This window comes from Pseudoalteromonas sp. SR41-1 (assembly GCF_014164015.1).
GTDB classification, from domain to species: Bacteria; Pseudomonadota; Gammaproteobacteria; order Enterobacterales; family Alteromonadaceae; genus Pseudoalteromonas; species Pseudoalteromonas distincta.
Genome location: NZ_JACJEK010000013.1, coordinates 127,794 through 149,570, shown reverse-complemented (window position 1 = coordinate 149,570; position 21,777 = coordinate 127,794). Strand labels below are relative to the sequence as shown.

Sequence of the window (21,777 nt, the reverse complement as noted above, 5' to 3'; positions counted from 1 at the left end):
AGGACGGATAGTCTCGTCCCTACATTCTATTCAGCCATAACAGATGCTGCAGCGTTAACTGCAGCATCTAATTGGCTTAATTTTCTTCCAACTCGATGTTGATACCCAGTGAGCGGATTTCTTTCAACAATACGTTGAACGATTCTGGCATACCTGGTTCCATTTTATGGTTACCATCAACGATGTTTTTATACATCTTAGTACGACCGTTCACGTCATCCGATTTCACTGTTAGCATTTCTTGTAGAGTGTAAGCAGCACCGTAAGCTTCAAGTGCCCATACTTCCATCTCACCAAAACGCTGGCCACCGAACTGTGCTTTACCACCCAGCGGCTGCTGAGTAACAAGGCTGTAAGAACCAGTAGAACGTGCGTGCATCTTATCGTCAACCAAGTGGTTAAGTTTAAGCATGTACATGTAACCAACAGTTACTTGACGTTCAAACTGATCGCCAGTACGGCCATCATAAAGTGTAACCTGACCACTTCGAGGATATCCACCAAGCTCAAGCATGTCTTTGATTTCGCTTTCTTTCGCGCCATCAAATGCAGGAGTAGCTATTGGTAAACCACCTTTTAAGTTTTCAGCTAGACGACGAATTTCGTCATCAGTGAAGCTAGCAATGTCTACAACTTGGCGAGATTCACCAATTTCGTAAGCTTGCTTGATGAATTCACGTAGCTCATGAAGCTCACGTTGTTCTTTCATCATCTCTTCAATACGTTCACCGATACCACGTGCAGCAAGACCCATATGTGTTTCAAGGATCTGACCGATGTTCATACGCGATGGTACACCTAGTGGATTCAATACGATATCTACCGTACGACCTTTGTCATCGTAAGGCATATCTTCTACTGGTACGATAGTCGAGATAACACCTTTGTTACCGTGACGACCCGCCATTTTATCACCCGGTTGGATACGACGTTTAACAGCTAGGTATACTTTAACAATCTTAAGTACGCCTGGTGCTAAATCATCACCTTGGGTAATTTTACGACGTTTGTTTTCAAACTTTTTATCGTATTCAGCTTTAAGCTCATCGTACTGTGCAGCTAGTTGCTCAAGCTCAGCTTGCTTGTCTTCTTCAGCAAGGCTTTGCGTAAGTACTTTTTCAGCATTAAGAGATGCAAGTTTTTCTTCATCAAAACCAGCAGCTATAAGTAGCTTGCGTGCACGGTCTAAAACGCCTGCTTCTAAAATACGGAACTCTTCGTTGAAGTCTTTCTTCGCTTCGCGAAGCTGCATATCTTCAACTTCTAACGCGCGTTTATCTTTTTCAACACCATCACGGGTGAAAACTTGCACGTCAATTACAGTACCAGTTACAGAGTTTGGTACACGTAAAGAGCTGTCTTTAACGTCAGACGCTTTTTCGCCGAAGATAGCACGTAGTAGCTTCTCTTCAGGTGTAAGCTGTGTCTCGCCTTTAGGAGTCACTTTACCTACTAGGATATCGCCGCCTTTAACTTCAGCACCAATATATACAACGCCTGATTCATCAAGCTTGCCTAGCGCAGACTCACCCACATTCGGGATATCTGCAGTGATCTCTTCAGGACCTAATTTAGTATCACGGGCAACACACTGTAGTTCTTGAATATGGATAGTCGTTAGACGATCTTCTTCAACTACGCGCTCTGATAACAAGATTGAATCTTCGAAGTTGTAACCGTTCCATGGCATGAATGCCACGCGAAGGTTTTGACCAAGGGCTAAGTCACCTAAGTCAGTCGAAGGACCATCTGCTAACACGTCACCACGAGTAACCGGTTCGCCAACCATACAAGTTGGTTTTTGGTTAATACATGTATTTTGGTTAGAACGTGTGTATTTGGTTAAGTTGTAGATGTCGATGCCCGCTTCACCAGGGATGCGTTCTTCTTCATGTACATTTACAACGATGCGACTTGCGTCAGCATACATTACTTCACCACCACGTTTAGCAACGATAGTTACACCAGAGTCTTTCGCTAGTGTTAACTCAATACCAGTACCTACTAACGGTTTATCCGCTTTCAATGTTGGTACTGCTTGACGTTGCATGTTTGAACCCATCAATGCACGGTTAGCATCATCGTGTTCTAGGAACGGGATAAGTGCTGCCGCTACAGAGATCACCTGTTGTGGTGATACATCCATATACTGCTGGTCCATGCGACCCATAAAGGTAGATTCACCTTTGTGACGACATGGAATAAGTTCATCAACAAACTCATTGGTTTCAGTTAAGTTTGAGTTCGCCTGTGCGATAACAAACTGACCTTCTTCAATGGCTGATAAGTAATCAACTTCATCAGTTACAACACCATCTACCACTTTGCGGTAAGGTGTTTCTAAGAAACCGTAGTCATTTGTACGTGCGTACGTAGACAACGAGTTAATTAGACCGATGTTTGGACCCTCAGGAGTCTCGATTGGACATACGCGACCATAGTGAGTTACGTGAACGTCACGTACTTCAAAGCCTGCGCGTTCACGAGTTAGACCGCCCGGACCTAATGCAGAGATACGACGTTTATGCGTAACTTCTGATAGTGGGTTATTTTGGTCCATAAACTGTGATAACTGAGACGAGCCGAAGAACTCTTTAACCGCTGCCGAAATAGGCTTAGCGTTAATAAGATCTTGTGGCATTATCGCGTCAAGGTCACCTAAGCTTAAACGCTCACGTACAGCACGTTCAACACGTACTAGACCAACACGGAATTGGTTCTCAGCCATTTCGCCAACACTACGTATACGACGGTTGCCTAAGTGATCGATATCATCAACATCGCCTTGACCGTTACGAATAGCAATTAATACTTTCATAACAGACACGATGTCTTCTTTGCTTAATGTGCCTGGGCCTGTGTCTGTATCGTAACCAACACGGCTATTGAACTTCATACGACCTACAGTAGATAAGTCATAACGCTCTTCAGAGAAGAACAAGTTCTGGAATAAGGCTTCAGCCGCGTCTTTCGTCGGTGGCTCGCCTGGGCGCATCATGCGGTAAATTTCTACTAGTGCTTCTAAACGGCTGCTTGAAGAGTCAATGTTCAATGTATTTGACATGTAAGCACCGCTGTCCACTTCATTGATATATAAAGTATCAATTTTAGTGTGACCAGCTTTAACCAATTCAGCCATTAGCTCTAGAGTTAGCTCGTCATTTGCATTTGCAATAACTTCACCAGTTGACTCATCAACATAGTTTTTAGCTACAATACGGCCAATGATGTACTCATGTGGTACTTCTAATTGCTTAATGCCTTTCTTCTCGATGCTCTTGATGTGGCGAGCCGTAACACGACGACCGCTTTCAACAAATACTTCACCGTCTTCGCTCTTGATATCAAAAGCGGCAGTTTCACCACGTAAACGCGAAGGTACAAGTTCCATAAGAACTTTACCATTCGTTACTTCAAACGTAGTGTTATCGAAGAACATATCTAGGATTTCTTCGCTAGAATACTCTAGTGCACGTAGGATGATAGACGCCGGTAATTTACGACGGCGGTCAATACGTACATATAAGTTATCTTTTGCATCAAATTCGAAGTCTAACCATGAACCACGGTAAGGTATAACGCGTGCGTTATATAATACTTTACCCGATGAATGGGTTTTACCGCGGTCGTTATCAAAGAATACACCAGGGCTACGGTGTAGCTGAGAAACGATAACACGCTCTGTACCATTGATTACAAAAGTACCGGTATCTGTCATGAGCGGAATTTCGCCCATGTAAACTTCTTGCTCTTTAATGTCTTTAACTGTGCCTGGTGCTTCTTTGTCCATAACAACAAGACGCAGTTTCACGCGAAGTGGAGCAGAATAAGTCACACCGCGAATTTGACATTCTTTTACATCGAAAACTGGCTCACCAATACGGTAACTTACGTATTGAAGCTCAGAATTTCCCGAGTAGCTTTTAATAGGGAACACAGAACGGAAGGCAGCTTCCAAACCATGATCGCCATCAGCGTCCGGCACTAAGAATTTTTTAAACGATTCTAACTGTGTAGACAGTAAAAAAGGTATATCCAAAACTTGTGGACGTTTACCAAAATCCTTACGGATACGTTTCTTTTCAGAATAAGAGTAAGCCATGGGGTTCCTCAGCTTGCTGATCTTTGACCCGACCTGTTCTTGTAAGAACAGACTTAACTGGCAGCTATGCCAAGATTTTACAACATTTAACTGTTGTTCTAATTAGATCCCACTTTAACACTAGCAAACTATAAAGCGTTGAAAGTAAAGAAAAAATCAGATTTTATTTGAACTAAAAGAGTGCATCACTCTATAGCGCAAAAAGGCCGGTGATTAAATAATCACCAGCCCTTGCCTGATTTCTCAGGCAGCGAACTTAGCAAAAGCTAAATTACTTAACCTCAACTTCAGCACCAGCTTCAGTAAGATCTTTTGCAAGTGCTTCAGCTTCTTCTTTAGATACACCTTCTTTAACAGGTGTAGGAGCAGCTTCAACAAGAGCTTTCGCTTCTTTAAGGCCTAGGCCAGTTGCGCTACGAACAGCTTTGATTGCAGAAACCTTGTTAGCGCCAGCGCCAGTAAGGATTACGTCAAATTCTGTTTTCTCTTCAGCAGCTTCAGCAGCTGGACCAGCTACCATTGCAGCTGCAGCAGTTACGCCGAATTTTTCTTCCATTGCTTCGATAAGAGCAACAACGTCCATTACTGACATTTCAGCAATTGCGTCAAGGATTTGGTCTTTAGATACAGACATTACAAATTTCCTAATAATTAACGGACATTAAGTCCAAATAAATTTTACACCGAAAGTGAGATTAAACAGCTTAAAATTAAGCAGCTTGCTCTTCTTTCTGTACACGTACTGCTTCAATTGTTTTACACAATTTGCCAGCAGACGCTTCTTTCATAGCACTCATTAAGCGTGCAACAGCTTCATCGTATGTAGGTAATGTAGCAAGCATTGCTGCATCAACAACATTTCCTTCAAAAGCGGCCGTTTTAAGCTCGAATTTCTCATTCTTTTTCGCGAAATCTGAAAAGATACGCGCAGCAGCACCTGGGTGCTCTGATGAGAAAGCGATTAAGCTTGGACCAACAAATGAATCAGAAAGACACTCAAAATCTGTTCCTTCAAGAGCACGTTTTGCTAAAGTGTTACGGACAACTTTCATCCAAACACCATTTGCACGAGCTTCTTTACGAAGGGCAGTGATTGCGCCAACTGTTACACCACGAGAATCTGCAACAACTGCAGATAGAGCACCATTGGCTGCTTCGTTGACTTCAGCAACTATTGCTTTTTTGCCTTGAAGATTTAAAGCCATGGGTGTTACTCCTGGTTTAATGGGGGTACCGATTATCGGATTCCCCTGTTCTACTCTTCCCTACCAAACAAGGTAGAGATGCTTTTTACGGCGAGAGCCAGAAGGATTAGGAAAAATCTATCTGGGGTCTACACCGTCTACGTAGGTGAATATTAAGGCCGAAGCCACCTACGGTCTTGGACGGAAGCCCAATTTATCGTTAACCCCAAAGGCTTAACGAAATTATGGACTTCAACCCGAATTCTTTACTTTGCAAATTAATAAATTAATCAACAAAATGGCGCGAAATTATAGTACAAATTTCACGCCATGTAAACACTCAATTAAGCAACAATAGTGCTTAAAGTGTTTTGGTCAACAGAAACACCTGCGCCCATTGTTGTAGAGATAGTTACTTTCTTCAAGTAAACACCTTTAGCTTGAGAAGGTTTAGCCTTCTTAAGCGCAACAATTAGAGCTTCAAGGTTTTGTTGTAACTGCTCTGCAGTGAAATCAACCTTACCAATAGTAGTATGGATGATGCCATTTTTGTCATTACGGTAACGTACTTGACCTGCTTTAGCATTTTTAACTGCTTCTGCAACGTTAGGCGTTACAGTACCAGTTTTAGGGTTTGGCATTAGACCACGTGGGCCTAAGATTTGACCTAGTTGACCAACAACACGCATAGCGTCTGGTGATGCAACAACAACGTCAAAGTTCATCTCGCCTTTTTTAACTAGTTCAGCAAGATCTTCCATACCTACTAATTCAGCACCGGCTTCTTTTGCAGCTTCTGCATTAGCGCCTTGTGTGAATACAGCAACACGAACGTCACGACCAGTACCGTTAGGTAGTACAGTAGCACCACGAACGTTTTGATCAGATTTACGAGCATCGATACCAAGGTTAACGGCAACGTCAACACTTTCTACGAATTTAGCTGTCGCTAACTCTTTTAAAAGAGCAACTGCTTCATTGATTTCGTAATCTTTAGTTACTTCCACTTTTTCGCGGATAGTACGCATACGTTTAGTTAATTTAGCCATTTCTTAGTCCTCTACGTTCAAGCCCATCGCACGCGCAGAACCTGCGATAGTGCGAACCGCTGCGTCCATATCGGCAGCTGTAAGGTCAGTTCGTTTTGTCTCAACAATTTCTTCAAGTTGAGCACGAGTTACTGTGCCTACTTTATCAGTGTTAGGACGGCCTGAGCCTGACTTGATACCAGCAGCTTTCTTAAGTAAGTAAGCAGCAGGTGGCGTTTTCATGTCGAACGTAAATGAACGGTCACCGTAAACAGAGATCACTACAGGAACTGGAGCGCCTTTTTCGATAGACTCTGTACGTGCGTTAAACGCTTTACAGAATTCCATGATGTTTACACCGTGTTGACCTAGTGCAGGACCTACTGGAGGACTAGGATTAGCCATACCAGCGGCAACTTGTAGCTTGATTAGAGCTTCAACTTTTTTAGCCATTATAAATACCTCATTTGGTGGGTCTCAGCCTTGTGCGCGCGAGGACGCGTACTCTAACGGCTTCCCAGTTTAAAAATTGGTTTCGTACTTTTTGCACAGTAAAAAATAAATTTTACCTTAATACAAAAAGGCCGCTGATTATAAGTTAATCAGCGGCCTTTTTCAAGCTTCATGCCAAAATTTAAATAAAAATTAGCGAAGCTTTTTTAATCAATTACTTATCTTGCTCAACTTGACCGAATTCAAGCTCAACTGGCGTAGAACGACCAAAAATAAGTACAGATACTTTTACGCGGCTCTTTTCGTAGTCAACTTCTTCAACTACACCACTGAAATCTGCAAATGGACCATCTGTAACGCGTACAACTTCACCTGGTTCAAATAATGTAGCAGGTTTAGGTGCTTCAGCATTTTCTTGTAGGCGATTAAGAATGCGCTCAGCTTCTTTAGGGCTGATAGGAGCAGGACGATCAGACGTACCACCAATAAAGCCCATAACGCGTTCTGTGCTGTTCACTAAGTGCCAGCTTGCGTCATTCATATCCATTTGTACTAATACATAACCTGGGAAGAATTTACGCTCAGATTTACGCTTTTGGCCAGCGCGCATCTCAACAACTTCTTCAGTTGGTACTAATATCTCACCAAAGCTCGATTCTAGACCTTCGATTTTAATATGTTCAATTAACGTTTGAGCTACACGCTTTTCGTAACCAGAAAAGGCCTGTACTACATACCAACGTAACTTAATTTCTTTGTTCTCGTTCTCATCCGACATGGGATCAGATCTCCAATCCAGTTAAAAAGCCTACAGCGCGGAATAAAATGCCATCTAATCCCCAAAGGATAAGTGCCATAATCACTGTTGCAACCATTACAATTAATGTCGTGTGGGTAGTTTCTTGGCGCGTTGGCCAAATAACTTTGCGTACTTCAATTCGAGCTTCTTTAGCGAAAGCAAGAAAGTTACGTCCCTTAAATGTTTGCGAGGCAATTGCTAATCCGGCCGCTATTGCAACAACAACGCCAATAGCACGTAGTAATACAGATTGATCTGCATACATGTGATTACCAACAACTGCGCCTGCAAGTAGCGCGATTGCTACTAACCACTTTACTGACTCCATCGCACTTGATGGTGTTTCTACATTCGTGCTCATAATATTATTACCTTAACTACAGACACAACAACCCTACACTACGGCAGGGTTAATCCATTAAAATCTAAACTTAAAAACAGACTTAATTTAAACCGGTTTTTAATCTCAGACTACTCAAATAACAAGTAAAACTGGCAGGGGCGGAGAGATTCGAACTCCCAACCATCGGTTTTGGAGACCGCTGTTCTACCAATTGGAACTACGCCCCTGCAAAGTGGATGCCTATTATACTTACGCAGTTCATTAACACAAGCCTAAAAGATACCCACATTGGAAAATCTAATTAATTAATTACATTATTGTTTAAACTGCTAATAATTTAATCGGTTAGATAAACCTACAATCCAAAGATACTGATTATTTCCCTATGGTTTTATAAACGTCACTTAACAAGCTTGAAGCGCCAAACCTAAATGTATTTGCTTGCAAATAATCATCACCCATTATTGCGCGTGCTAGCGCTAAATAATCACTAGCATCGGCCACTGTTTTAACACCGCCGGCCGCTTTAAAGCCCACACGTTTATTTGAGTTTTTAATGGCTGTTAGCATAGTTTTTGTTGATTCAAGCGTGGCATTTACAGCTACTTTACCCGTACTGGTTTTTACAAAATCAGCACCGCCTTCAATTGCAAGCTCCGTGGCTTGAGTAATAAGCGCGTCGGTTTTTAGCTCGCCGCTTTCTATTATTACTTTAAGTTGCGCGCGCGACCCACATGCTTTTTTACTTTCGCTTACATAGTTAACTACAGTTTGAGCATCGCCCGCGATTAACTTTTTATAAGGAATAACCAAATCAATTTCGTCAGCGCCGCGCTCTATTGCAATAAGTGTTTCGTTAATTACATCACTCAGTGGTGCATCACCTGTTGGAAAGTTAGTAACTGTTGCGACTTTAACATGGTTAAGCTCACGCGCTGCGAGTGCTATTTTTGCATCATCAACAAAGTCGCTATAAACACATACAGCGGCAGGCGTGCCTAAGGTAGGATTTATGCTATCAACAAGTGCTTGAATGCTTTTGGTGGTATCGCTGGTGTTTAAGCTTGTTAAATCCATCAGTGCGACTGCTAATGCGGCATCTTTTTGGTGTTGTGTCATTAGAGCTCCGTTGCTTATGTAATACCAATTTTATTAAAAACATGATCATTTTAGCGTATTAAATAACGCACTAACTACGTTAAAAACTATTTATATAGAACAACTATGTATCATAATTTTAGCCTTGTAATTGAGCTATTTTCTCGTCGCTATAATAGATCACTAATTTAATGCAATTGGTATAAGTACAAAATTTGATATGCCTCCATATTAACAAATTAAACCAAACTCGCTATAGCTCATAACCAAACACTATAAGCTGGTTATTTTACTTGTAACTCGGCGCAATCCCTTGTTAACTAGCTCTTAGGCCTAAAAAGCCCACCTATTATAACTTTTGGTTATATCAACTTGGTTTTAATTATTTTTTACTTATTGATAGCCGCTATATTCTGCATATCAGAATAAAGCGTTTTCTTATATTTGAATTTGTTTAGGGGTCTTATTAACGTGCAGTATTTACCTATCTTTACCAAACTCGACAACAAACCAGTATTGGTTGTTGGCGGTGGAGAGGTCGCTTTACGCAAATGTCGCGCGTTTTTAAAAGCGAGAGCAAGCGTTACTTTAGTAGCACCTTGGTTTTGCGACGAACTAAAAGAGCATGCACATAATAATGAAGTAACGCTTATTGATGCTTATTTTGATGAATCGCACCTTGATGGCAAAATGCTTGTTATTGCAGCAACCGACCGCGATGAAGTAAACAACAACGTATTTGAACTTGCCAATGCCCGCAATGTGTTTGTAAACGTGGTTGATGACCAACCTAAATGTACGTTTATATTCCCATCCATTGTTGACCGTGACCCAATTACGATTGCTATATCAAGTGCTGGCACAGCGCCCGTACTTGCACGTCGCTTACGCGAAAAGCTCGAAACACTTATTCCACATCATATTGGCCCACTTGCAACACTTGTCGGTGGCTTTAGAGACAAAGTAAAAAAACGCTTTAAGCATTTTTCAGACCGCCGCCAATTTTGGGAAGGCGTGTTCGACTCATCTGTCGTGAGTAAAGTACAAACCGGCGATACCCAAGCCGCACAGCAGCAACTAGAGCAAATGCTCGATGCGAAAGCAGAACCTGAAGGCGAAGTATATGTAGTAGGTGCAGGTCCTGGCGATCCAGAGCTTTTAACACTTAAAGCACTGCAACTTATGCAACAAGCCGACGTCGTCGTTTATGACTTTTTAGTCTCTGACGAAATTATGGAATTAGTGCGCCGTGATGCTGACCTTATTTGTGTAGGTAAACGCTTAGGCGATCATAGTGTTGTTCAAGAAGATACCAACCAAATGCTGGTCGACCTTGCTAAACAAGGCAAAAAAGTGTGCCGCATTAAAGGTGGTGACCCGTTTATTTATGGCCGTGGTGGCGAAGAAGTACAAGTACTGGCTGCTAACAACGTAAATTATCAAATTGTTCCAGGTATTACAGCCGCTGCAGGTTGTAGTGCTTACGCGGGTATTCCGCTTACGCATCGCGACCATGCACAAGCCATTCAATTTGTAACTGGGCATTGTAAAAAAGACGGTCAAGAACTTGATTGGCAATCGCTGGCAAAAGCAAATCAAACGCTGGCTATTTACATGGGCGTAATTAAATCGCCGCACATACAAAGCGAGCTTTTAAAACATGGCCGCAAAGCCGACACCCCTGTTGCCATTATCGAAAACGGTACACGTAAAAATCAGCGTGTAGTAACAGGCCAATTAGGCGAACTTGCCGACTTAATTGAACGCAATAGCATTATATCGCCTGCGCTACTCATTATTGGTGAAGTAGCCGCCCTGCACTCGCAACTAGCGTGGTTTGGGAAAAACGAGCAAACAAGCAGCTTTGCACAGCCGCTAACAGATGTATCAAATACATAACCGAATTTTAAATTTGTAACTTTTAATCATTTTAGTAGGACGACTAACAATGGCTTTAACTCACCTTCAGCAACTTGAAGCTGAAAGTATCAAAATCATGCGCGAAGTCGCCGCTGAGTTTGAGAACCCAGTAATGCTTTACTCTATTGGTAAAGATTCGTCGGTACTTTTGCACTTAGCGCGTAAAGCATTTTACCCTGCAAAAATTCCGTTTCCGTTATTACACGTAGACACCAACTGGAAGTTTCGTGAAATGATCGAGTTTCGCGACCGTATAGCTAAAGAATATGGCTTTGATCTACTGGTACACAAAAATCCAGAAGGCATTGAAATGGGTGTAGGCCCGTTTACGCATGGCTCGGGTAAACATACCGACATAATGAAAACCCAAGGCTTAAAACAAGCGCTAGATAAATACGGCTTTGATGCTGCATTTGGTGGCGCACGCCGCGACGAAGAAAAGTCACGCGCAAAGGAGCGTGTTTATTCATTCCGCGACAAACACCACCGTTGGGACCCTAAAAACCAACGCCCAGAGCTTTGGAATACCTACAACAGCCAAGTTAATCCGGGTGAGAGCATTCGTGTTTTCCCATTATCTAACTGGACTGAGCTTGATATTTGGCAATACATTTATCAAGAAAACATCGAAATGGTGCCATTGTACCTAGCTAAAGATCGCCCAGTAGTTGAGCGCGACGGTACTTTGATTATGGTTGACGATGAGCGTATGCCTCTTAATGAAGGTGAAGTACCGCAAATGAAATCTGTACGTTTTCGTACATTAGGCTGCTACCCACTTACCGGTGCAGTTGAATCAACAGCCAGTACTTTAACCGAAATCATCGAAGAAATGCTGCTATCTACGTCATCTGAACGTGAAGGTCGTGTTATTGACCATGATTCAGCCGGCTCAATGGAGAAGAAAAAACGTGAGGGGTATTTTTAATGTCTAGCCAAAATAACGATACATTTAACGAAGTAAAAGAAATAGGCATAGACGCCTACCTAGCACGCCAACAAGACAAAAGCTTATTACGCATGCTTACTTGTGGCAGCGTAGATGACGGTAAATCAACACTGATTGGCCGCCTACTGCACGACAGCCACCAAATTTATGAAGATCAGCTAGCAGCCCTTCATAAAGATAACGAAAAAGTAGGTAATGCAGGTGAAGATCTTGACCTTGCTTTATTAGTTGATGGCCTACAAGCTGAGCGTGAACAAGGCATTACCATTGACGTAGCGTACCGTTACTTTTCAACGGCTAAGCGTAAATTTATTATTGCCGACACACCTGGGCACGAGCAATACACGCGCAACATGGTAACTGGTGCATCAACAAGCGATGTCGCCATTATTTTGGTTGATGCGCGTTACGGCGTACAAGTACAAACTAAGCGCCATAGCTTTATTTGTGACTCGCTGGGCATTAAACAGTTTGTTGTTGCCGTTAATAAAATGGATATCGTTGATTTTGACGAAACCGTGTATGAAAAAATTAAGGCAGATTACCTTAAATTTGCTGAGCAACTTAACGTATCAAACATTAAGTTTGTGCCTATGTCGGCGCTTAAAGGCGACAACGTAGTAACGCGCTCTGCACATACACCGTATTACACCGACAAGCCGCTACTAGAGTTATTAGAAGATTCGCCAGCAGCCGAAACAGATACAGGCTTTGAAGCGCGCCTACCGGTGCAATATGTCGTGCGTCCTAACTTAAACTTCCGTGGTTTTCAGGGCACACTGACATCGGGCAAGATGCACGTAGGCGATGCTATAAAAGTATTACCGTCGGGTAAAACATCAAGTATTAAAGAAATTGTTACCTTTGATGGCAACCTAGACAGCGCCGAAGCAGGCCAAGCAATTACCGTTACCCTAAATAACGAAATTGATATTAGCCGAGGGGATGTAATCGTACCTGCAAATTCAACGGCCGCTGTAACTAACCAGTTGCAAGCTAAAATTGTGTGGATGCATGAATCGCCATTAGTGTTAGGTAAAAGCTATAACCTAAAACTAGGTAGCAAAAACACCTCAGCTATTGTTAAAAAGATTGACTACACAATTGATGTAAACACGCTTGAGCACGGCACTAGCGACTCACTGCAGTTAAACGAAATTGCGATTGTAACGCTTGAACTAACCGAAACTATTTTGGCAGACGAGTACCACAGCAATCACGAAACAGGCTCGTTTATCCTAATCGATCGCTTATCAAACCTAACTGTTGCTGCCGGTATGATTGAGCAAGTACTGCAAAGCCAAACAAAGCAAAGTAACTTTAGCGAATTTGAAGTTGAATTTAACAGCTTAGTACGCAAGCACTTCCCGCATTGGCAAGCGCTTGATATTTCTAAGTTATAAGTTAACTTTAGCCTGTTAGGAATTTAAAAGCATGGTAGAACAGCTCGTTTTAACAGGCATTATGCTTACCTTAGTCGGGTGCCTTTTTGGCACCCGTATTAATCCAGCATGGTTATTTGTAAGCGCTATTGGCACCAGCTACTTAGCAGGGCTAATCGATCTTGAAAGTATGTTGATTAATTATGCTAACCCGTCGCTTATCACCTTAGTACTATTGGTGTTAGTATCGACCGCAATAGAAAAAACCACCCTAATTCAAAAGTTAGCGCAATCGCTATCTAAAGGTAGTTTAGTAAAATCGGTAACAAAATTGGGGTTATCAACCGCCTTTTTATCGTCGTTTACTAACAATACCGCCGTTGTTGCATCGCTTATTACCGCGATAAAAGACAACCCTAATCACTCCCCTTCAAAGCTATTATTACCGCTGTCGTACACTGCTATTTTGGGCGGCACTATTACGCTTATTGGTACATCAACCAACTTAATCGTCAATGGCTTTGCAGTTGATGCGGGCATGAAACCGCTAGGCTTTTTTGACTTTACCTTAGTGGGTTTAGGCGCGCTAAGCGTAGGCCTAATTACCATTTTAGTAATGCTTAAATACTTACCCGACAACGGTAAAAGCGACCAAGAAGTCGTGCCTTTTTACCTAGAAGGTAAAGTACAAGCAAACTCAAAATTAATAGGCCAAACCGTTGAAGAAAACGGCCTGCGTGATTTAAAAGACTTATTCCTTGCTGAAATTATTCGCGACGAGAGCCGCATTTGCGCAGTCACTCCGCAGCAAATTATTCAAAAAGACGACGTGCTGCTGTTTGTAGGTGACATAAAATCGGTGCCATTACTTACCCGTTTTGACGGTTTAAAAGTAGTGCACGAGAATCATCAAAAAGACATAGAACACTTAGTAGAAGTAGTCGTAAGTCAATCTTCAAAATTTATTGGTAAAACCGTAAAAGAAGCCCGCTTTAGAGAGCAGTTTCATGCTGCTGTTATTGCCATTCGCCGTGGACATGACCGCTTACAAGGCGGCCTTGGGCAAGTGCAATTACAAGCTGGCGACTCACTTATACTCGCACCAGGCAAAAACTTTTACACTTTGCCTAATTTAAAGCGCGAATTTGTGTATATTTCAGGGTTTGACTTACAAGCCCACCTTGCACCTAAGCAATCAAATATTGTGCTACTAAGCTTTGCCGCAGTACTGGGTTTAAGCATTATTGGCATAGTGCCGCTAGTTAAAGGCTTATTAGTATTACTGATTGGCTTAATGCTCAGCGGCACCATAAAACTTAACGAAGTAAAACGCCGTTTTCCTATCGAGTTATTGGTGGTTGTAGGTAGCGCCATTGGCCTTGCTAAATTAATGATAGGCACCGGACTTGCCGGGCAAATATCCGACGCCATGTTTATGGTACTTGGCGACTTTGGCCCGTACGGCGCGTTTATAGCTATATTTTTAATGACCGTATTATTTACCGAGCTTATAACTAACAACGCAGCTGCTGCCTTGTCGTTCCCTGTTGCTTACTCGCTCGCGGTTGGTTTTAATGTAGACCCACTACCGTTTATTATGGCGGTTGCCTTTGGCGCATCAGCCAGCTTTATATCGCCATTTGGGTATCAAACTAATCTAATGGTTTATAGCGCGGGTAACTATCGCTTAAAAGATTACATAGTGATGGGCTTACCCCTTTCTATTATTTATTCAATCACGGTATTAACCCTGATCCCGCTGGTATTTCCGTTTTAATACCTGCGCTCACAGCATAAGAGACTCTCACTATGGATGAAAATATAGTTTGGCATAACTACGCAACGACAAAAGCACAGCGTAGTGAGCAAAAAAAACATAAGCCCGCTATTTTATGGTTTACCGGCTTTTCAGGCTCTGGCAAAAGCACCGTAGCAAACGCACTAGAAGCGGCGCTTAACCAGCAAGATACGCACACTTACCTGCTCGATGGCGACAACGTACGCCACGGTTTGTGTAAAGATCTAGGCTTTAGCGACGAAGACCGCATTGAAAACATACGCCGTGTAGGCGAAACCGCAAAACTAATGACCGACGCTGGCTTGTTAGTACTTACTGCGTTTATATCGCCTTTTAGAGCAGAACGCGACATGGTGCGTAACTTAGTAGACGAAGGCGAATTTATCGAAGTATTTATCGATACCCCACTGGATGTATGCGAAAGCCGCGATCCAAAAGGCTTATACAAAAAAGCCCGCGCTGGAGAGATAAAACACTTCACTGGTATCGATTCAAGCTACGAAGTGCCAAACAATCCAGAAATAATTTTAGATACAAGTAAAAACACCCTAGACCAATCGGTTACACAACTGATAACGTATCTAAAACAAAAGCACATAATATAGGTTAACCCCATGAATCAAACCGAACTGCTAGAAGAAACCCTCATCCTTGCCCGCAAAGCAGGCCAAGCGATAATGGGAATTTACGAAAAGGATTTTAACGTTGAGTACAAAGCCGATGAAAGCCCCGTAACCGACGCCGATTTAGCAGCTCATAAACTGATTGTGGCAGGGCTTCAACAGCTCACACCTGATATTCCAATACTCAGTGAAGAAAACGCCGACATAAGCTGGGATGTACGCCAAACGTGGAAAAGCTACTGGTTAGTTGACCCAATCGACGGCACTAAAGAATTTATCAAAAAGAACGGTGAATTTACCGTAAACATCGCCCTAATTAAAAACGGCATTCCTATTTTAGCCGTAGTAGATGCACCTGCCCTTGGCGTATCGTACTTAGCCGCCGAAGCCATTGGCGCATTTAAAGATAAAGGCGATGAGCGAATTGAGCTTAAGGTAACTACCAAACCTAACAAAGGGTTAATTCGAGTTGTAGGCAGCCGCTCGCACCCATCACCCGATTTAGCCGAGTTTGTAAAACGCTTTGACGAGGTTGAAATGGTGTCTAAAGGCAGCTCACTAAAACTGTGTTTAGTCGCTGAGGGCAGCGCCGATATTTACCCGCGCTTAGGTCCAACTTGCGAATGGGATACAGGCGCAGGCCATGCCATCGCTGAAATAGCCGGTGCTAAAGTGACCCAACTTGATGGCAGCCCGCTTATTTATAACACCAAAGATGAGTACTTAAATCCGTACTTTATTGTTTCGGTGATAGAGGGATAAGAGCAGTTTTGTGTGGTTAGCTATCAGTTGTCAGTAAAACAAGTGATAGCTGTCATTTAGGCGTGTCGAGTGAATAAGGAGAAGTCGATAATGCTTTAAGCTGTTTGGTACAATGAAAATCAAACACACCTGAAACTTTAGCTACTGAATTAGCATATCAATAAGGTTCGCAATAGGGTTTCGGGTACTATTATAGTGATAATGCTCTTTGGCTTTAAATTCCTCTATCAATAGAGGCTCTTGCGCCCTAAATAATAGGTACTCTTTAGAGTAAATCTGAGTAGTGTCGTTGATCAACTGCACTTGTTCGCTATTTAAGGTAGCAATTGTTACTTCTGAATTTGGCTCGTAGTCACGTGCGACAACCCAAGCGAGTGACAGAAATGGAGTAAATGGTACCAATGAATAAAAATTATTAAAGTTCTGTGTATTTATTGATAAATTACTAAAAAGCCCATCTCCATATATGAATTCATCTTTTTCCGAAGTCAACACTATTAGCTTACCCTTATTTTTTGAGTTATTAATAAGTGTTTTATACTTCTGGTTAATATTAGAAGATATGAGTGATTTCATTTCTGACTTTGAAAGTTTACCTCTTAACCTTTCTATAAGAGCGCTAATTGCATTTCTATATTTAGGAGATCTTACAAGTAAAGATAATAAACACTCTTTACACAGATTCAGTTGCTCACTTTCATCTTGATTAATATTTAGGCTTTTTTCTTCATTAAGACTTACAAGGTATTCAACTACCGATGCCATAGAGTTATCAGGTTTATCAAAGAAGTCTTCAATCGTAGATTCCCAACTATTTTTTTTTGAGAATAACATATTATGCCCATCTGAAATGGAGCAAAATTCCTTAGGCTTTGATCTTATTATATGTCCATCAGCGTCTACTCGATAAACCAAGCCTGCATCGTTGGCCCAAAAATTTGAAAGAGACTTTGGCCACCAGTGGTGCTTCTCGCCTCGAATTAGTTTTCGCTTTGAATTGCTCAAGTTCTAAAATCCTCAAAGACATGCGACACCCCCTATTTTCACGAGAGAATGTTTTTATTTTGTGAATATCTATTAGTAGCAAACAGCGTATGTGATTGCCAATTATAAATATGATATTTAATTAGGGTATTTTACTATGTGTAAAAGAGTGTTGTATGGAGTAAGGCTATGTTTTTATTTTAGGGGCAAAGACAAAAAATAAGGCTTATTCCCATTTACTAATGATGACTGTTATAAAGGTTTTAGGCCGCCATTAATTGAAGGCTTTTAAAACCGATAACCCTTAACGATTTTGCTGGGCGATAAAAGCAAGCGAGTGCTGATTGAATAAGTCAGGGCGTTCCACATTACAAACATGGCCACAATGGTGAATAGTTTGCAGTACGCTATTTTTATGGCGCTTTACCATTTCTTTAACAGGCCCAAGGAACATATGATCTTCCTTACCCATAATGTAAAGAATGGGAATATCAATGTCTTTTTCTTTGAAGTATTGCATTAAAGGATTTACGTCCATGGCTAATTTAAACCATTTTATAAACTCTTTTTGGCACAAGCGTTTTGCTTCACGAACAAACAAAAGTCGAGATTCTTTATGACGCTTTTTCGGCATCATAATAAAAGCAAATAAACGATACAGCCACATATAAGGCAAGAAGTGTTTAAAAGTATTACCTAAATAAACCAATGTATTACTGCGCGTATTAAAACGAGTAACCGCTCCACCTAGCACCATGCTAGAAACATATTGCGGCGCAATTTCAGCAATATTTCGAATGAGTATTGTGCCCAATGAAATACCAACAAAGTGTGCGCTGGTGATATTGTTATGATCTAACACATCAATGATGTCTTTAGAGACATTATTAAATGAATAATTATTATCAACAAAGTTTTGTACTAAGTTATTCGATTTACCGTGACCACGAAGATCTAGCAACAACACATTATATTCTTTTTTATAGGCTTTAAGCTGACGAAACCAAATTGCCGAGCTACCACCTGCTCCATGGACAAATACAACCCATGTTTTACTGGTTTCGTGCGCAAAAGTAGTATGGAAGAGAATCTCTTTGCTCATTGCAGTTAGTGGCCTATTTACTTCGTTTGGCATATTCAATTACAGGAAGTATAACGGAGTTTAATAAAAATCTCTTATGAAGTTCAGATCAATGGCTTCTACTTAACAGCTTTTCGCTGCAGATTCTGATTTTTAAATGAAAGCCAATAAAATGACCTTCCCCTATTTTTACGTTATGAAAACCGCCTACCTCGCCTTTGTTGCTCGCGTGACACTATAGCGTGTTGGGTTTCGCTGCGCTCAAACCAACCTACTTTAAAATTATAATGTGGTGCTGCCGCTTAAGGGTTTGCTCACTTTTACACCGCTGTTTCGTATTCATGACACTTACCCTTCAATTTGGTCTAATTAATTAGTCTACAAATCCTCTCAAAACATGAAATTTTTAGCTAAAAACTATATTCTTGCGCGCGATTATTATTTAAATAATGGATAAACACACACATGACAACATCTCAAGATGCAACGCTTTCAAATGCATCAACAACAGGTGCACACACACCTTCAAACACACCCACTTCTAAATGGAATCTGCACGATACGCAGTGGACTTTAAGCCTTTTTGGTACCGCCGTTGGTGCGGGTATTTTATTTTTACCTATTAATATTGGCATTGGCGGTTTTTGGCCGTTAATTATTTTGGCATGCTTAGCATTTCCAATGACCTTTTGTGCACACCGTGGATTAGCGCGTTTTGTACTTTCATCAAAAAATAAAGATGCCGATTTTACCGATGTAGTTGAAGAACACTTTGGTGTGACTGCGGGGCGGTTAATTTCTTTATTGTACTTTTTATCTATATTCCCAATTTTGCTTATTTACGGTGTGGGCTTAACCAATACCGTTGATAGCTTTATGGTTAATCAAATGGGGATGGAATCACCTTCTCGCGTGTTGCTTTCGGGTGTATTAGTTGCAGGTATGATTAGCTTAATGATGGGCGGCGAGCGCTTAATGCTGCGTGCCTTTGCTATTTTAGTTTACCCGCTTGTGGGTATATTGTTCTTTTTATCACTTTATTTAATCCCAAGCTGGCAAATGCCAGATATGACAATGCCTGAAATGGGCAGCTTTGGAAAAACGTTGTGGTTATCGATTCCTATTATTGTGTTTTCGTTTAGCCACGCAGCGGCTATCTCAAGCTTTGTAAACGTGCAACGCGGTCACTACGGTGAACAAGCTACACATAAGTCTGAGGCGATTTTAAAGCGCACTAGCTTACTACTTATTACCTTTGTACTGTTATTTGTGTTCTCTTGCGTGCTGTCGCTTACAGGCGAGCAAATGGCAGCGGCTAAAGCCGCTAACGTATCGGTTTTATCCTACCTTGCTAATATTACTGATAACTCGTTTATTGCCACACTTGGGCCGCTTGTTGCCTTTATTGCTATTACATCGTCGTTTTTGGGTCACTTTTTAGGGGCACGTGAGAGCTTTACGGGTTTAGTAACTAAACAAACAAGCTTAAGCGCAAAAGCGGCTGATAAAATTGGTGTATTAATTATGTTTTTAGCTATTTGGTTTTGCGCTGTTAAAAACCCAAGTATTTTAGACATGATGGATCAGTTATCGGGCCCTATCATCGCGATGATTTTATTCATCATGCCAATGATTGCAGTTTATAAAGTGCCTGCACTTCATAAATACCGCAACCGTTTAAGCACGCTATTTATATTAGCGGTTGGCTCACTTGCTGTATTTGCACTTATTTACAGCATGATTAATTAATACGCTATATATTCAAAAGCCCAGCTAATTTAATTAGCTGGGCTTTTTTGTTTGTACGCTTTGTCTCAAATTATTTTTTTATAGTGTGGGTTCTGGCATGTTAAGTACAAATTAGCCTAAAAATAGCCCAACTATGCAATACAATAAATTATTACTAATAAGCGCATGTTTGCTCGCAAAACTATTTGTAAGCCCTTTAGTTCAAGCTTCAGAACCTCCAACGATTCTATCAATGAAAGAGCGCGCAGCGTTTATAGATAAAATAACTGAGCTGAGAATCAATAGCTTAATGCCCTCGTTAATGAAGCAGCACAACACTGATATGTGGCTTCTTATAAGCCGCGAATACAATGAAGATCCAATATTAAAAACAATGCTGCCTGCAACATGGCTTTCAGCCAGACGCACCACTATTTTGCTATTTGCACTTAATAAACAAGGTGGGGTTGATGCTTACGCTATTGCGCCTTATAAAATAGGTAATGTATTTAAAAAAGGCTGGGATAAGCAAACACAACCTAGCCAGTGGCAGGCACTCAATACGCTTATTGAGCAATACAAACCTCGCAACATTGCGCTTAATACTTCTACCGACTGGGCACATGCCGATGGCCTTGTGCTAGGCGATTACAAAACCTTAATGGCTAACTTGCCCGCCACTTATCACAATAAAATAATTTCTGCAGAGCCGCTTGCTGTTGCCTGGTTAGAGCAACGCATTCCTGAAGAAGTTAAAATGTATAAACATATTGTGGCTATTGCCCATCATATTATTGCAGAGGGGTTTTCGGGTAAAACAATTACGGTTGGTGAAACAACTAGCGATGACTTGGTATGGTGGTTTAGAGAGCGTGTAAAAGAGCTAAAACTACAAACATGGTTTCATCCAAGCGTTGCTATTCAGCGCGCCGATACGAAGTCGTTTAATCATGAAGAAAGCTTTACCAATGGCTACGATGATAACGTTATACAAGCCGGTGACTTGCTTCATGTCGATTTTGGGATTACTTATTTACGCTTAAATACCGACACGCAGCAGCATGCGTATGTACTCAAAGAAAACGAAACGAGTGCGCCTAGTTACTTAGTTGAAGCACTAAAAAGCGGTAATAAACTCCAAGATATATTTACCAATCAATTTGCGGTAGGAAAAACCGGTAATGAAGTTTTAGCTGCAGCACGAAAAGCCGCTATTGCTCAGGGATTAAAACCCACTATTTATACTCATCCTCTTGGCTATCATGGTCATGCTGCTGGTACTACATTAGGTATGTGGGATTCTCAGCAAGGTGTACCGGGAGATGGGGACTATCCGCTACATTTAAATACGGCTTACTCAATTGAGCTTAACAATGCGGTGTTTATAAAGCAGTGGAATAAAGAAATAAGAATAATGCTAGAGGAAGATGCTATTTTTGATAAAAGCGGTGTCTGGTATTTAAATGGCCGACAAACACAATTATTGCTTATAAAATAAAGAAAAAAATGGCGCTCACTGAGCGCCATTTTTAATTTAATTCGT

At 41.4% G+C, this 21,777-nt stretch carries 18 protein-coding genes and 1 tRNA gene; 8 read left to right on the top strand and 11 right to left on the bottom strand.

What is annotated here, in order from left to right:
* Positions 1–76 precede the first annotated feature (76 nt).
* From rpoB to deoC, 9 genes are all read right to left on the bottom strand, one after another.
* The gene (gene rpoB, locus H5118_RS13050) at positions 77–4,102 is read right to left on the bottom strand and encodes a DNA-directed RNA polymerase subunit beta (RefSeq protein ID WP_024597281.1); all 4,026 of its coding nucleotides are present in this window, start codon (positions 4,100–4,102) and stop codon (positions 77–79) included.
* Between the two features lie 271 nt (positions 4,103–4,373).
* Complete coding sequence (gene rplL / locus H5118_RS13045; protein WP_002958882.1) at positions 4,374–4,736, bottom strand: 50S ribosomal protein L7/L12; 363 nt, start codon at positions 4,734–4,736, stop codon at positions 4,374–4,376.
* A 76-nt stretch (positions 4,737–4,812) separates the two neighbouring features.
* Complete coding sequence (gene rplJ, locus H5118_RS13040) at positions 4,813–5,307, bottom strand: 50S ribosomal protein L10 (protein ID WP_002958881.1); 495 nt, start codon at positions 5,305–5,307, stop codon at positions 4,813–4,815.
* 323 nt (positions 5,308–5,630) lie between these two features.
* Positions 5,631–6,335, bottom strand: coding sequence for a 50S ribosomal protein L1 (gene rplA / locus H5118_RS13035; RefSeq protein WP_002958880.1), 705 nt, complete (start codon positions 6,333–6,335; stop codon positions 5,631–5,633).
* Between the two features lie 3 nt (positions 6,336–6,338).
* The gene (rplK, locus tag H5118_RS13030; protein WP_002958879.1) at positions 6,339–6,767 is read right to left on the bottom strand and encodes a 50S ribosomal protein L11; all 429 of its coding nucleotides are present in this window, start codon (positions 6,765–6,767) and stop codon (positions 6,339–6,341) included.
* 214 nt (positions 6,768–6,981) lie between these two features.
* On the bottom strand, positions 6,982–7,545 hold the full coding sequence (gene nusG / locus H5118_RS13025) for a transcription termination/antitermination protein NusG (RefSeq protein ID WP_002958878.1): 564 nt from the start codon (positions 7,543–7,545) through the stop codon (positions 6,982–6,984).
* Between the two features lie 4 nt (positions 7,546–7,549).
* Positions 7,550–7,927, bottom strand: a complete 378-nt coding sequence (gene secE, locus H5118_RS13020) for a preprotein translocase subunit SecE (RefSeq protein WP_002958877.1) — start codon at positions 7,925–7,927, stop codon at positions 7,550–7,552.
* Positions 7,928–8,059: 132 nt separating this feature from the next.
* Positions 8,060–8,136: transfer RNA gene (locus tag H5118_RS13015), tRNA-Trp, on the bottom strand.
* Positions 8,137–8,284: 148 nt separating this feature from the next.
* The gene (gene deoC, locus H5118_RS13010) at positions 8,285–9,028 is read right to left on the bottom strand and encodes a deoxyribose-phosphate aldolase (protein ID WP_154903753.1); all 744 of its coding nucleotides are present in this window, start codon (positions 9,026–9,028) and stop codon (positions 8,285–8,287) included.
* Positions 9,029–9,478: 450 nt separating this feature from the next.
* Between deoC and cysG the strand changes: the two genes are divergently transcribed.
* Genes cysG through cysQ form a run of 6 tightly spaced genes read left to right on the top strand, consistent with a single transcriptional unit; the run spans position 9,479 to position 16,441 of the window.
* Positions 9,479–10,906, top strand: a complete 1,428-nt coding sequence (gene cysG / locus H5118_RS13005) for a siroheme synthase CysG (RefSeq protein WP_024603341.1) — start codon at positions 9,479–9,481, stop codon at positions 10,904–10,906.
* A gap of 49 nt (positions 10,907–10,955) precedes the next feature.
* Positions 10,956–11,855: a sulfate adenylyltransferase subunit CysD gene (cysD, locus tag H5118_RS13000; protein ID WP_002958873.1), complete on the top strand. Its 900-nt coding sequence runs from the start codon at positions 10,956–10,958 to the stop codon at positions 11,853–11,855.
* On the top strand, positions 11,855–13,279 hold the full coding sequence (gene cysN / locus H5118_RS12995; protein ID WP_024603862.1) for a sulfate adenylyltransferase subunit CysN: 1,425 nt from the start codon (positions 11,855–11,857) through the stop codon (positions 13,277–13,279). Before cysD ends, cysN begins: the two co-directional genes overlap by 1 nt.
* A 31-nt stretch (positions 13,280–13,310) precedes the next feature.
* The gene (locus H5118_RS12990) at positions 13,311–15,035 is read left to right on the top strand and encodes an SLC13 family permease (protein WP_182749062.1); all 1,725 of its coding nucleotides are present in this window, start codon (positions 13,311–13,313) and stop codon (positions 15,033–15,035) included.
* 32 nt (positions 15,036–15,067) lie between these two features.
* Positions 15,068–15,661, top strand: coding sequence for an adenylyl-sulfate kinase (gene cysC / locus H5118_RS12985; protein WP_182749060.1), 594 nt, complete (start codon positions 15,068–15,070; stop codon positions 15,659–15,661).
* A gap of 9 nt (positions 15,662–15,670) precedes the next feature.
* Positions 15,671–16,441: a 3'(2'),5'-bisphosphate nucleotidase CysQ gene (gene cysQ, locus H5118_RS12980; protein WP_182749058.1), complete on the top strand. Its 771-nt coding sequence runs from the start codon at positions 15,671–15,673 to the stop codon at positions 16,439–16,441.
* 141 nt (positions 16,442–16,582) lie between these two features.
* Here cysQ and H5118_RS12975 read toward each other — a convergent pair whose 3' ends face one another.
* Entirely contained in the window at positions 16,583–17,446 is an 864-nt protein-coding gene (locus tag H5118_RS12975; protein WP_182749057.1) for a DUF4238 domain-containing protein, read from the bottom strand.
* 283 nt (positions 17,447–17,729) lie between these two features.
* Positions 17,730–18,527, bottom strand: coding sequence for an alpha/beta fold hydrolase (locus H5118_RS12970; RefSeq protein WP_138489982.1), 798 nt, complete (start codon positions 18,525–18,527; stop codon positions 17,730–17,732).
* 444 nt (positions 18,528–18,971) lie between these two features.
* Between H5118_RS12970 and H5118_RS12965 the strand changes: the two genes are divergently transcribed.
* Together H5118_RS12965 and H5118_RS12960 are read left to right on the top strand one after the other, a co-directional pair.
* Positions 18,972–20,255: an aromatic amino acid transport family protein gene (locus tag H5118_RS12965; protein WP_039488583.1), complete on the top strand. Its 1,284-nt coding sequence runs from the start codon at positions 18,972–18,974 to the stop codon at positions 20,253–20,255.
* 133 nt (positions 20,256–20,388) lie between these two features.
* A complete protein-coding gene (locus tag H5118_RS12960; RefSeq protein ID WP_182749055.1) occupies positions 20,389–21,732 on the top strand; it encodes a M24 family metallopeptidase in 1,344 nt (447 codons plus the stop codon).
* The last annotated feature ends 45 nt before the right edge of the window (positions 21,733–21,777 follow it).

Bases quoted from the DNA above. Each gene is read 5' to 3' on its own strand.
- rpoB (WP_024597281.1), bottom strand. From the start codon at position 4,102: ATGGCTTACTCTTATTCTGAAAAGAAACGTATCCGTAAGGATTTTGGT.
- rplL (WP_002958882.1), bottom strand. From the start codon at position 4,736: ATGTCTGTATCTAAAGACCAAATCCTTGACGCAATTGCTGAAATGTCA.
- rplJ (WP_002958881.1), bottom strand. From the start codon at position 5,307: ATGGCTTTAAATCTTCAAGGCAAAAAAGCAATAGTTGCTGAAGTCAAC.
- rplA (WP_002958880.1), bottom strand. From the start codon at position 6,335: ATGGCTAAATTAACTAAACGTATGCGTACTATCCGCGAAAAAGTGGAA.
- rplK (WP_002958879.1), bottom strand. From the start codon at position 6,767: ATGGCTAAAAAAGTTGAAGCTCTAATCAAGCTACAAGTTGCCGCTGGT.
- nusG (WP_002958878.1), bottom strand. From the start codon at position 7,545: ATGTCGGATGAGAACGAGAACAAAGAAATTAAGTTACGTTGGTATGTA.
- secE (WP_002958877.1), bottom strand. From the start codon at position 7,927: ATGAGCACGAATGTAGAAACACCATCAAGTGCGATGGAGTCAGTAAAG.
- deoC (WP_154903753.1), bottom strand. From the start codon at position 9,028: ATGACACAACACCAAAAAGATGCCGCATTAGCAGTCGCACTGATGGAT.
- cysD (WP_002958873.1), top strand. From the start codon at position 10,956: ATGGCTTTAACTCACCTTCAGCAACTTGAAGCTGAAAGTATCAAAATC.
- cysN (WP_024603862.1), top strand. From the start codon at position 11,855: ATGTCTAGCCAAAATAACGATACATTTAACGAAGTAAAAGAAATAGGC.
- H5118_RS12990 (WP_182749062.1), top strand. From the start codon at position 13,311: ATGGTAGAACAGCTCGTTTTAACAGGCATTATGCTTACCTTAGTCGGG.
- cysC (WP_182749060.1), top strand. From the start codon at position 15,068: ATGGATGAAAATATAGTTTGGCATAACTACGCAACGACAAAAGCACAG.
- cysQ (WP_182749058.1), top strand. From the start codon at position 15,671: ATGAATCAAACCGAACTGCTAGAAGAAACCCTCATCCTTGCCCGCAAA.
- H5118_RS12970 (WP_138489982.1), bottom strand. From the start codon at position 18,527: ATGAGCAAAGAGATTCTCTTCCATACTACTTTTGCGCACGAAACCAGT.
- H5118_RS12965 (WP_039488583.1), top strand. From the start codon at position 18,972: ATGACAACATCTCAAGATGCAACGCTTTCAAATGCATCAACAACAGGT.
- H5118_RS12960 (WP_182749055.1), top strand. From the start codon at position 20,389: ATGCAATACAATAAATTATTACTAATAAGCGCATGTTTGCTCGCAAAA.